Consider the following 10,773-nt stretch of genomic DNA (forward strand, 5'->3'; position numbering starts at 1 on the left):
GTCATGCCCGGACAGACGCCGACGCAAACGCTGCTGGCACTCGCGGGCGAGGTCGCGCTGCTGCTCTGGAGCGTCCAGATGGTCACGGCCGGCGTCTCCGCCGCCTTCGGCAGCCGGCTGCGTTCGCTTCTAACGGAGAGCCTCGACAGCCGCTGGCGGGCCTTCGCCGCCGGCGTCCTGGTCACGGCGGGTCTACAGTCGAGCACCGCGACGGCGATGATGATCGCCTCCTTCGCGGAATCCGGACTGATCGCGCTGACTCCGGCCCTGGCCATGATGCTCGGCGCCAATGTCGGTACGACGCTGATCGTCCAGTTCGTCAGCTTCGACACGAGTATCGCGGTGCCACTGCTTCTGCTCGCGGGCTATGTCGGCCTTCGCAGGCTCGGCGGTGTCGCCTCGCGGGAATGCGCCCGCGCGCTTTTCGGGCTCGGCCTGATGCTGCTGACGCTGCGGCTGATGCAGACCACGATGCAGCCGGTCGAGGATTCCCAGACGCTCAGGATCGTCCTCGGGGCGCTCGCGCGCGACCCGGTCGTCGCGTTGTTGCTGGCGGCGGCGCTGAGCTGGGCCGCGCACTCGTCGGTGGCGGGCATCCTGGTCGTGATGAGCCTGGGCGGCGCCGGCGTGATCGGGCTCGAGACGACGCTGGCCATGGTGCTCGGTTGCAATCTCGGAACGGCGATAAACCCGCTCCTGCAGTCGCTGAAGGGTGGGCCCGCGGCGCGGCGCGTCCCGATGGGCAATCTCGCGAACCGTCTCATCGGCTGCATGATCGGCCTTGCGCTGCTGCCGCTTCTCGTTGCGGCATTCGGGACACTCGCGCTGTCGCCGCTCCAGGCCGCCGCCTTCGCCCATCTCGGATTCAACTTGGCGATGGCGCTCGCCTTCCTGCTGCCATTGCCCGCGATCGCCAGGCTCCTCACCCGCGGCTTTCCCGACGCCTCTCCGGAAAGCGATCCGGCGCGCTCACGCTATCTGGATCCCTCCGCGCTCACGACGCCCGGGATCGCGCTGTCGAACGCGACGCGCGAGGTTCTCCGGATGGCCGATGTCGTCGAGGAAATGCTGAGCGTGTCGCAGGAAGCCTTCGCCAGCGACGACCCTGGCAAGGCCCTCCACATCAGCCGCACCGATGACGTGCTCGACAGTCTCTACAATCAGATCCAGCTTTATGTCGGCGCCATTCGCCTCGAGGCCCTCAGCGATGTCGAGGAGGAGCGTCTCGCCGCCCTGCTATCGCTGGCGATCAATCTCGAACATGTCGGCGACATCATCGAGAAGAACCTGATGCAGATGGCGAGCAAGCGCATTCGCGACCAGCGCCGACTGCCGGCCGACAACATCGACCGGATTGCCGAGATGCATGGCCGGCTGCGCGACCATCTGCGCCTCGCGGTCAATGTCTTCATCTCGCAGGACGAGGCGATGGCGCGACGGCTCATTCGCGAGAAGGAGACCTTCCGCGACCTCGAACGCGAGGCGGTCGACCGCCACCTGACACAGATGCGAACGGGCAAGGCGGAGGCGCTCGCCGTCAGCGCGCTGCAGCTCGACATCACGCGTGACCTGAAGCGCATCGACGCCCATATCGCCGCGACCGTCCACGGGCTGCTGGAGCGCCGCGGCCTACTGCAGGGCAGCCGTCTTCTCCAGGCGGCCGAATAGGCGATGGCGCCTCAGGCGAAGACGACGCTCCTGGATTGGGCGCGCAGCCTCGGATCCCGCGACCTGATCTCGACGGGACGGCCTTCGAGAATCTCGAAGCAACGCGCCAAGGTATCGTCCGACAGGCGCCGCATCGCCTCGACCGTGAAGAAAGTCAGATGGGGGAAGAGGATGACGTTGTCGCGGCCGAAGAGCGGGCTGAGCATGTGGCCGGCCTTCGCCAGCGGCTCGACCGAATAGACGTCGAGCCCGACACCGCCGATGCGGTCGGCGAGCACGGCCTCGACGAGTGCCGCCTCGTCGATCAGAGCGCCGCGCGAGACATTGACGAGGATCGCCGATGGCTTGAGGCAAGCCAGCTCAGCCCCGCCGATCAGCCCCCGCGTTGCCGCGTTGAGCACGCAGTGGAGCGAGACGAAATCGCATTCGCGCAACATCACATGCAGATCGTCCACCTTCTCGATGCCGGACGCCGCAAGCGTTTCCCGATCGACATGCGGGTCGTATCCCAGGACGCGGGCACGAAACCCCTGCCCCGCCATGCGCGCCATGCTGCGGCCGATCTTGCCGGCCCCGACGAGCCCGACCGTGGCGCCTGCGATGTCGCGGCCGAGCCAACGCTGCTCCGGCCAGGCCCAGCCATCGGTCGCCATGGCCCGGCCGATCTCGGGCATGCGCTTGGCGAGCGCGATCATCAGCGCGAAAGCGCCCTCGGCGACCGTCTCCTCGGCGTATTCGGGTACGTTGACGACCGGGATACCGCGAGCGCTGGCCGCCGGAATATCGATCGCATCGATGCCGACGCCGTATTTGACAATGCCCTTCAGCTTCGGCGCTGCGGCGATGACACGGGCCGTGATGGGCGTGTAGCACATCAGCAGCAGATCGGCGTCCGCGACCGCCTCGATCAGCTCGGCCTCGTGAATGCCGTCAGGCAATGTCACGAGCTCGACACCGCGGGCCCTCAAGCCGGCATCGATCTCAGGGCATTCGAGTTCTCGATCCGTGCGTACGGCTTTCATGTCGGTCTCTTTCGGTCGCTGGGAGGGCGGCTGCGGCTCAGCCGGCGGCGATGGCCGTCTCGACGATGTCGAGCGCACGGTCGAGATCCGCCTGCGCGATGACCAGCGGCGGCGACAGCGTCAGCACGTTGCCCTGGCTGATCTTGAAGCTCAGCCCTACTTCGAGACAGCGATAATAGACGCGCTCGGCCAACGCGTTGTCGGGCGCCATATCGGCCTTGTCGGCCACGATTTCGACACCGAACATCAGGCCGCGCCCACGCACGTCGCCGACATGACGCGAGCTCTCGCCAAAGGAGCGCAGGCGCTCCATCGCGGCGCCGCCGAGCTCCGCCGCCCGTTCCGGCAGACCCTCCTCGCGGATGATCGCAATCGTGGTCAGCGCCGCGCGCGTCGTCACCGGGTTCTTCTCATGGGTGTAGTGACCGATCGCGTAGTCGCCGGCGACATCCAGGTCGCGCCGGGCGATCGCGGCAGCGATCGGCAGGATGCCGCCGCCAAGCGCCTTGCCGACGACGAGGATGTCTGGCGTCACCTCGTCATGCTCACAGGTGAAGAAGCGGCCGGTCTTGCCGAGCCCGGTCGGGATCTCGTCGAAGATCAGCAGGGTGCCGTGACGGTCACAAGCCTCGCGAACCTGCTTCCAGAAGCCAGGTGCCGGCGGGTTCGGCGTCGCCCGCATCGGCTCGGCGACGACAGCGGCGAAATCGCCCTCCCGCGCCAGCACATAGGAGATCATGCTGGCGCAGGCGCGCGCCGAATCCTCGAGACTGTTGTGGCCATAGGCGCAATGGTGGCCCGCCCAGGGGGCGACATGCTCGGCCCCGGGCAGAAGCGGACCTGCGATGCCGGAGCGGAAGGTCGCCTCGCCGCCGACGCTCGACGCGCCGAAGCCCGCGCCATGGAAAGCATCCCAGAAGGACAGCGTCTTGAAGCGGCCGGTCGCGGCACGGGCCAGCCGCAGCGCTACCTCGACCGCATCCGAGCCGCCGGTCGTGAAGAGCACCTTGCCGAGATCGCCGGGAGCGAGACGGCCGAGCGTCTCGGCCAGTTCGACCGCCGGCTCGCAGGTGAAACGGCGCGGCGCAAAGCAGAGATCGTCGAGCTGTCGCTTGATCGCCTCCTTCAGGCGGGGGTGGCCATAGCCGATATGGTGGACGCTGTTGCCATGGAAATCCATGTAGCGGCGCCCCGCCGTGTCCTCGATCCAGATGCCTTCGGCCTTCGCGATCGCGGTCACGCAGGGGCTGGACAGACTCTGATGCAGGAAGGCATCGGCATCCCGCGCCAACAGGCTGCGCGTGGCGGCGTCGTCGAGCCGCGCCGACCAGGCGCCCCGCGCTGCCGAGGTGTTCGACTCGCCCTCGGTATGCACGATCTTGGCGGAACGAGCTGACATGCTGTGACTCCCGTGGCGAATTCCGACCGTCCGCCCGCTGATACCCCGGCGGGAGGCGGATCACTTCGCGACTGCTTTCGATGCCGGGATCATCGCCGCGAACGCTCCATCTGAAAAATCGTTATTTTCGATTGATCCATAAGTTGTATCGTTGGTCCGACGGCGCCTCCCCCAGGCGCCCGGTATGTCGGAGTCCAGCATGCGCTACGTCCAGCTCCGGGCCTTCCACCAGGTCGCGATGTCCGGCGGCTTTTCGCGCGCCGCGAGCGAGCTGCGCCTGACGCAGCCGGCGATCTCCGATCAGGTTCGGAAACTTGAGGAGGAGTATGATGTGCTGCTGTTCAGCCGGCAGCACCGGCAGATCGCTCTGACCGCAATGGGCGAAAGGCTGCTCGCGATCACGCACCGCCTGTTCGATGCCGAGGATCAGGCGCGGGAGCTGCTCTCCGAGTCGCGCCGCTTGCGGCTCGGCAACCTGCGGCTCGCGGCCGATTCCGTCCATCACGTCCTGGATGTTCTGGGCGCATTCCGCGAGAGCTATCCGGGCGTTCAGTTGACGGTGAGTACCGGCAACACCGAGACGATCGTGGCGCAGTTGCGGAGTTACGAGGCCGATATCGGCGTGCTCGGTGACTTGGCTCCGCACCGCGATTTCGAGTTCATTCCGCTGAACGCGGCGCCGATCATCGCAGTGGCCGCGGCGGATCATCCGATGGCAACACGTCGGTCGCTATCGCTGGCCGAGCTTGCCGACTCGCCGCTCGTGATGCGGGAAGCCGGTTCGCGGACGCGCCGTCTGCTCGAGCAGCGCGCGGCCGAGACCGGCGTCAAACTGCGCTACGCAATCGAAGTCGAAGGGCGCGAGGCGGCGCTCGACATCGTCGCGTCGGGCGCGGGCATCGGCTTCGTCTCGGCCGCCGAACTGGGAGGAGATCGCGGCTTGGCGCGCATCGCCATAGAGGGCGCGCCGCTCCTGATGGAAGAGGCCCTGATCTGCCTGAGCGAGCGCCGGGAAAACAAGGCGATCAAGGCCTTTCTCGACGTAGCGCGCGGCCGATCAGCGAACTAAGCCAACAAATTCAAAGGCTTGCAATGCATATTGTAACGATCGGCTTCTCCCTGCCGCGCAACGCTTGACGTTGTCGACACTAAGATATACGAAAATATATACGACAACGACGAGACGCTGTCGTTGCGAACGCCTTGTCGCGATGGAGCTTGTTCAATGTACTATTTCGCCTACTGCACCTGGCTGAACGACGTCGAAATCAAACGCTACGCGCCTGAAGCCAAGGTGATCACCAAGGGCTATGCGGCAAACCATGCCCTGCGCTTCCACGCGGCGGCCGACCGGACCGATCGCGGCTGGTGCCATTTCCTGAACACAGCCGAGGCCGCGGGCAACAAGTGCTACGGCGTCGTCTTCGAGCTCGATCCCACGCGGTTCGAGGAGGACTATGACGATTTCGAACGCTGCTGCGCGACCATCTACGGCGACGACGGCAAGATGTACGATTGCTGGACCTACCGGCTGATCCGCCCCGGCGTCGCGATGCGCCCGCCGAACTTCTACTGGGAGCACATCCCGGCCGGCCTGAAGCAGTTCGGCTTCCCGCAGGACTATGTCGAGAAGGTCCTGGCGACCTTCGAGGCGGCCGCGCCTTGCCCGCGGGCCGACAGGCCGAACCCGTCCGCGATTCCCGGCAAGGGCGCGGAATCGCGCTGAACGATCGTATCAAGACAATCACAAGGAGGGGATGATGAAGGCGATTGCAGGGGTTTCGGCGGTTGTGCTTTCCGCGTTCGTCGCCCTTGGCACAGGCCGTGCCGGGGCGCAGACTGCGGAGAGCCTGGTTCCAGCCAGTGTCAAGGCGAAGGGAGCCATGACGGTGGGGTCCCAGCAGACCTTTCCACCAGTCGAGTTCCGGGAGGCCGGGTCGCAAGCGGTGACGGGAGCCTCGGCCGAACTCCTGCGCGAAGTCGCCAAGCGCCTGAAGCTGCGGCTGGACTATGTCCAGTCGGAGTATGCGGCGCTCATCCCCGGCATCGAGGCCGGACGCTTCGACATCGCGTCCGGCGGCATTTCCGATACCGAAGAGCGCGAGAAGACGCTCGACTTCGTCAACTACATGCGCTCCGGTGGCGCGATGCTCGCGCTCGCGGCTACCGCCGCGCAGTACAAGTCGATCGACGACTTCTGCGGCAAGTCGGTGGCGACGTTGCTCGGCTCGCGGGTGATCATGGAGAAGGTCGAGGCGACTTCGGTGGCCTGCGTCGCCGCGGGCAAACAGCCGATCCGCGCCGAGCAGCTGCCTTCCGCCCCCGACGCGCGCATGCAGCTCGATCTGCGCCGAGTCGACGCCTATCTCGGTGACCTTCCGGCGCTGGCCTACCTCAGCAGCCAGTTTCCGGGTCGCTACGGCATCGTCGGCGGAAACTACATCATGACGCCCTACATCACCTCCTGGGGCTTCGGCAAAAAGGCCACGGAGCTCAGGGACGCGGTCAAGACGGGCCTCGACGAGATGCTGGCCGACGGCACCTACAAGGCGATCATGACGAAGTGGGGCCTGGAGGGCGGCCTGCTCGACAAGATCACCATCAACCTGCCCGCCAGCAAGCGATAAAGGGAGAGATAATGGCCACTGTCATGTCCGCAGATCCTGCCTACGCTTCCGCAACGGCGCTGCCGATCATCAGGCGCCGTCACTGGGGCAGCTGGGTCCTCGGCGGGCTGGCGGTGGCCGCCGTCGCCGCGATCATCTGGGGCGGTGTCCGTTCGCGGATTCTCGACCTTGAGGTCATCGGCGCCTACCTGTTCCACCCGGCCATCGTGGCGGGTGCGTTCAACGCGCTCGTCCTGGGCACCCTGGCGCTGGCGATCTCCAGCGTCATCGGGCTCGTCACCGCCCTGATGCGGCTCTCCGGGAACCCGATCCTCGTCGCGCTCTCGTCGACCTATGTCTACCTGTTCCGCGGCACGCCGATGCTGATCCAGCTCGTGTTCTGGTTCAACGCCGTGCCGACCATGTTCCCGACCATCACAATCTCGCTGCCCTTCCTGCCAGGGCCGCTGTTCGAGACGCCGACGACCGTCGTCGTCACGCCGTTCCTGGCGGCGCTCGCCGGGCTTTCCCTGGCCGAGGGCGCCTATATGAGCGAGATCATGCGCTCCGGTATCACCGCCATCGACAGCGGCCAGCGCGCGGCCGCGACGGCACTCGGCATGACAAAGCGTCAGGTCTTCGCCCAGATCGTCGCGCCGCAGGCGGGGCGGATCATCGTGCCGGCCTGCGGCAACCAGTACATCATGCTGCTGAAGTCGACCTCGCTGGCCTCGACCATCGGCTATCCCGAAATGCTGCGCGTGGTCACCGACATCTACTCGTCGAACTTCCGCGTGGTCGAGCTGCTCGCCGTCGCGGCGATCTGGTATCTCGCCCTGACGGCAGTGGCGACCGCCGTCCAGACCGCGCTCGAGAAGAGGTTCCCGCCGCGATGATGATGGAGAACCTTCCGGCCGTCTCCCTGGTCGGCGTCAGCAAGCATTGGGGGCCGGTGGCCGCCTTCCAGGACATCTGCCTGGACGTACCGCGCGGCCAGGTCGTCGCGTTGCTCGGTCCCTCGGGGGCGGGAAAGTCGACGCTTCTGCGCTGCGTCAACTGCCTGGAACCGATTTCCGCGGGGCGCATCTATGTCCATGGCGAGCTGATCGGCTATCGCGAGACGGCGAACGCCCTGCACGAGCTGACGGATGCGCAGATATCCTCGCAACGCCGGCAGATCGGCATGGTCTTCCAGCACTTCAACCTGTTCCGCCACATGACGGCGCTCGAAAACGTCATGAGCGGACCGCGGATCGTCCTCGGCATTTCGCGGGTGGAAGCCAGGAGCCGCGCCGAGGCCCTGCTGGCCAAGGTCGGGCTGACGGCGCGCAAGGACGCCTATCCGGCCCAGCTTTCGGGCGGGCAGCAGCAGCGCGTCGCGATCGCCCGCGCGCTGGCGATGGAGCCGCGCGTGCTGCTTCTCGACGAGCCGACCTCGGCCCTCGATCCAGAGCTCGTCCAGGAGGTGGTCGCGACGATCCGGGCGCTCGCCGAGGATGGCCAGACGATGATGATCGCGACCCACGACATGCCGATCGCCCGCGACGTCGCCGACCGGGTGATCTTCATGGAGGGAGGCGCGATCGTCGAGGATGCGCCGCCGCGCGAGTTCTTCACCAGCCCGCGCAGCGAGCGGGCGCGCCAGTTTCTTGCACGCCTGCTCAACGAGACCCATCAGGAGCGCGACGCGCAATCGCCTGCACGAGAGGACGCCCACCCATGAAGCCGGCAGAAAACGCCATGTCGACGGATGCGCGCACCCGCCTGCGGAGCATGATCCTCGGCGGCGAGCTGCTGCCCGGGCAGCGGCTTGTCGAAGACGAACTCTGCGAGCGGCTCGGGGCCGGACGCACGCCGGTGCGCGAAGCGCTGCTGTTGATGCAGGGCGAGGGCTATCTCACGCGTGAACGGGGCTGGGTCGTTCGTCAGGTCGTGCGCTCCCAGGTCGGCGCCATCTTCGAAAGCCGTGCGGCCGCTGAGGGCGCGACCGCGCGCTTGGCGGCGCGCCGGGTCACCCCTGAGGAGCTTGCCAGGCTGTCGGCCCTGATCGAACAGATGCAGCCGGCGGAGAGCCTGACGCGGCATGAGCTGAACCGCCTGAACGGCCTCTTCCATCAAGCCATCGTCGATGCCGCGGCGAACCCGTTGCTGGCCCAGTTCCACGAGCGCACGCAGTTCCAGTACTGGATGCTGCGCGTGCCGGTGCTGTTCGCCGAACACGAGATCCGGCACTCCAACGAACAGCACGCCGCCATTCTGGCCGCGCTCGCCGCAGGCGACGAAGACACCGCCGAGCGGGCCGCGCGCGAGCATGTCGAAACCACCCGGGCGATCGTCGAACCGGCGCTGCATCTCTAGAGCGGCCGGGAGCCGCCCCTCCTCCGTCACGTCAGCAGGTCACCATGTCAGCTCTGTTCCGCAAGCTTCACCACATCTGCATCTTGGTGAAGGATCTCGAGCGCGCCGAAGCCTATTATGCCGGTCTCGGCTTCGGCCCCTTCTACGACTATCCGAAGAAGGGGCCTTATGTGGAGTTCGATGTCCCGAACCCGGCCGCGTCCGCCGCGATGAAGTATCGCTGCGCCGATCTCGACAACATGCAGCTGCAGCTGTGCATGCCCGGAGATCTCGACAGCCCGCAGCGCCGCTTTCTCGATGAAAACGGCGAGGGCGTCTATCATCTCGGCTTCGAGGTGCCGGATATCGACGCCGGGGTAGAGGCCGGGCGCGCCGCAGGCCTCGGCATCGTCGCTCGCGGCAAGCGGGTCGATGGCGGCGGTTTCTGCTATTTCGACACGCGCGCCGAAGCAGGCACGGTGCTCGAGATCAGAACGGCCTGATCGATGCAGCCTCCCGATGGTCAGCGGCAGGGCTCGGGCCGCCGGGCGGCCCTGCTCCTGGCCGCCATGATCCTCTTCGCCCTGTCGGACGTCGCCGCCAAGCAGCTCGGCGGCGCGGTTCCGGCGGTCCAGATCGCCTGGGCGCGCTACGCCGTCTCCGCGCTGGTCCTCGTCCTCGTTTGCCTCGTTTTCGACGTTCGCGTCGGACGGCCGAAGGCGAGGCGGCACCAGATCCTGCGCGGGCTGGGCATCGTCGGTACGACGCTTTTCCAGATCCTGGCGCTTCAGCATCTGGCGCTCGCCGATGCGACCGCGCTCTATTTCGTCTCGCCCTTGCTGGTGACGCTGCTGGCGGGGATCTGGCTGCGCGAGACCGTCCGCCCCGCTCAGTGGTGCGCCGTGCTGCTCGGCCTGACGGGCGTCGCCATCGTCGCGAAGCCGGGAGGCGACGCGCTCGGCCTTGCAGCCCTGCTGCCGCTTTGCTCCGCGCTGTGCTGGGCGATCGCGATCGTTCGGTCCCGCGTCGCTCTCCGGCAGGATAACGTGGCGACGACACTGGCCTGGTCGACAGGAACGGGGTTGCTGACCCTCAGCATCGCCCTGCTCTTCACATTCAGGTTGCCGAATGGGGTCGAGATATTCTGGCTGGCTGCAATCGGCCTGTCCTGGGCAGCTGCGCATGCGCTGGTCGCCCTGGCCTATCATGGCGAAACTGTCGCCGTGGCGAGGCTTGCGCCAATCTCATACACCTATCTCGTCTGGGCGCTGGCGCTGGGGCAGCTTATGCTTGGCGAGCAGCCAGGGCTTTCGACCCTGGCCGGCGTCGTGCTGATCGTGGGCGCTGGATTGTGGTCGCAGTTTGCCGGCCGCGCCCTGCCGGCGGACGGCGCGGCCCAGCCTCAGCATGACGGGGGGCCGGTCATGCGCCCTGCACGCGCGCCTTGATCCGCCAGGAAGCGTCCCCTTCGTCGCGGCGAAGGCGCCAGGTCTTGGTTTCGATCCGGCTCCGGCGCGCCGTCGCGTAGGCGGGAACCGTCAGCACGGCTTCGTCGCCGTGCAGATCGAGATCGCCGAGCACCGTCACGCCGTCGCTGAACTCGACGAGGGCGCCGGCGGCGCCGTCCTCAGACAGCGTGACCGGGCAGCCCGCATAGCAATGCGTATCCGCAATCACGACCTTCATCAGCCTATCCGCAGCGTGGCGTGCCCCAACCCTCGCACCGTCCGTGCCGAAAGCG

General features: G+C 66.9%; 12 protein-coding genes. 9 read left to right on the top strand and 3 right to left on the bottom strand.

The window, feature by feature from the left end:
- The first annotated feature begins 3 nt into the window (after positions 1-3).
- A complete protein-coding gene (locus tag VGN82_RS21225) occupies positions 4-1,668 on the top strand; it encodes a Na/Pi cotransporter family protein (RefSeq protein WP_327529030.1) in 1,665 nt (554 codons plus the stop codon).
- 11 nt (positions 1,669-1,679) lie between these two features.
- Here VGN82_RS21225 and VGN82_RS21230 read toward each other — a convergent pair whose 3' ends face one another.
- Complete coding sequence (locus VGN82_RS21230) at positions 1,680-2,690, bottom strand: 2-hydroxyacid dehydrogenase (protein WP_327529031.1); 1,011 nt, start codon at positions 2,688-2,690, stop codon at positions 1,680-1,682.
- A gap of 37 nt (positions 2,691-2,727) precedes the next feature.
- A complete protein-coding gene (gene pbfA / locus VGN82_RS21235) occupies positions 2,728-4,089 on the bottom strand; it encodes a (R)-1-hydroxy-2-aminoethylphosphonate ammonia-lyase (protein WP_327529032.1) in 1,362 nt (453 codons plus the stop codon).
- Between the two features lie 199 nt (positions 4,090-4,288).
- On the opposite strand from pbfA, the gene VGN82_RS21240 reads away from it, so the two are divergent.
- The 8 genes from VGN82_RS21240 to VGN82_RS21275 all read left to right on the top strand — a co-directional run bounded on the left by VGN82_RS21240 (position 4,289) and on the right by VGN82_RS21275 (position 10,480).
- Positions 4,289-5,158 carry a LysR substrate-binding domain-containing protein gene (locus tag VGN82_RS21240; protein ID WP_327529197.1) on the top strand — a complete coding sequence of 290 codons (870 nt, stop codon included), beginning with the start codon at positions 4,289-4,291 and terminating at the stop codon, positions 5,156-5,158.
- 156 nt (positions 5,159-5,314) lie between these two features.
- A complete protein-coding gene (locus tag VGN82_RS21245; RefSeq protein ID WP_327529033.1) occupies positions 5,315-5,815 on the top strand; it encodes a gamma-glutamylcyclotransferase family protein in 501 nt (166 codons plus the stop codon).
- A gap of 157 nt (positions 5,816-5,972) precedes the next feature.
- Complete coding sequence (locus VGN82_RS21250) at positions 5,973-6,716, top strand: ABC transporter substrate-binding protein (protein ID WP_327529034.1); 744 nt, start codon at positions 5,973-5,975, stop codon at positions 6,714-6,716.
- A 23-nt stretch (positions 6,717-6,739) separates the two neighbouring features.
- On the top strand, positions 6,740-7,591 hold the full coding sequence (locus VGN82_RS21255; RefSeq protein WP_327529035.1) for an amino acid ABC transporter permease: 852 nt from the start codon (positions 6,740-6,742) through the stop codon (positions 7,589-7,591).
- Complete coding sequence (locus VGN82_RS21260) at positions 7,588-8,418, top strand: amino acid ABC transporter ATP-binding protein (protein ID WP_327529036.1); 831 nt, start codon at positions 7,588-7,590, stop codon at positions 8,416-8,418. The genes VGN82_RS21255 and VGN82_RS21260 overlap by 4 nt, the downstream gene beginning before the upstream one ends.
- Positions 8,415-9,053 (top strand): GntR family transcriptional regulator, encoded by a 639-nt coding sequence (locus VGN82_RS21265; RefSeq protein ID WP_327529037.1) that lies wholly within the window; start codon positions 8,415-8,417, stop codon positions 9,051-9,053. Before VGN82_RS21260 ends, VGN82_RS21265 begins: the two co-directional genes overlap by 4 nt.
- A 44-nt stretch (positions 9,054-9,097) precedes the next feature.
- Positions 9,098-9,535 carry a VOC family protein gene (locus VGN82_RS21270; protein ID WP_327529038.1) on the top strand — a complete coding sequence of 146 codons (438 nt, stop codon included), beginning with the start codon at positions 9,098-9,100 and terminating at the stop codon, positions 9,533-9,535.
- 3 nt (positions 9,536-9,538) lie between these two features.
- Entirely contained in the window at positions 9,539-10,480 is a 942-nt protein-coding gene (locus tag VGN82_RS21275; RefSeq protein WP_327529039.1) for a DMT family transporter, read from the top strand.
- Here the strand turns inward: VGN82_RS21275 and VGN82_RS21280 are convergent.
- A complete protein-coding gene (locus VGN82_RS21280; protein WP_327529040.1) occupies positions 10,455-10,718 on the bottom strand; it encodes a hypothetical protein in 264 nt (87 codons plus the stop codon). The genes VGN82_RS21275 and VGN82_RS21280 overlap by 26 nt on opposite strands.
- Positions 10,719-10,773: the final 55 nt, after the last annotated feature.

The sequence above is a fragment of the Allobosea sp. genome (genome assembly GCF_035999205.1).
Lineage (GTDB): Bacteria > Pseudomonadota > Alphaproteobacteria > Rhizobiales > Beijerinckiaceae > Allobosea.

Coding starts and splice junctions, on each gene's coding strand:
- VGN82_RS21225 (WP_327529030.1), top strand. CDS start 4: ATGCCCGGACAGACGCCGACGCAAACGCTGCTGGCACTCGCGGGCGAG.
- VGN82_RS21230 (WP_327529031.1), bottom strand. CDS start 2,690: ATGAAAGCCGTACGCACGGATCGAGAACTCGAATGCCCTGAGATCGAT.
- pbfA (WP_327529032.1), bottom strand. CDS start 4,089: ATGTCAGCTCGTTCCGCCAAGATCGTGCATACCGAGGGCGAGTCGAAC.
- VGN82_RS21240 (WP_327529197.1), top strand. CDS start 4,289: ATGCGCTACGTCCAGCTCCGGGCCTTCCACCAGGTCGCGATGTCCGGC.
- VGN82_RS21245 (WP_327529033.1), top strand. CDS start 5,315: ATGTACTATTTCGCCTACTGCACCTGGCTGAACGACGTCGAAATCAAA.
- VGN82_RS21250 (WP_327529034.1), top strand. CDS start 5,973: ATGACGGTGGGGTCCCAGCAGACCTTTCCACCAGTCGAGTTCCGGGAG.
- VGN82_RS21255 (WP_327529035.1), top strand. CDS start 6,740: ATGTCCGCAGATCCTGCCTACGCTTCCGCAACGGCGCTGCCGATCATC.
- VGN82_RS21260 (WP_327529036.1), top strand. CDS start 7,588: ATGATGATGGAGAACCTTCCGGCCGTCTCCCTGGTCGGCGTCAGCAAG.
- VGN82_RS21265 (WP_327529037.1), top strand. CDS start 8,415: ATGAAGCCGGCAGAAAACGCCATGTCGACGGATGCGCGCACCCGCCTG.
- VGN82_RS21270 (WP_327529038.1), top strand. CDS start 9,098: ATGTCAGCTCTGTTCCGCAAGCTTCACCACATCTGCATCTTGGTGAAG.
- VGN82_RS21275 (WP_327529039.1), top strand. CDS start 9,539: ATGCAGCCTCCCGATGGTCAGCGGCAGGGCTCGGGCCGCCGGGCGGCC.
- VGN82_RS21280 (WP_327529040.1), bottom strand. CDS start 10,718: ATGAAGGTCGTGATTGCGGATACGCATTGCTATGCGGGCTGCCCGGTC.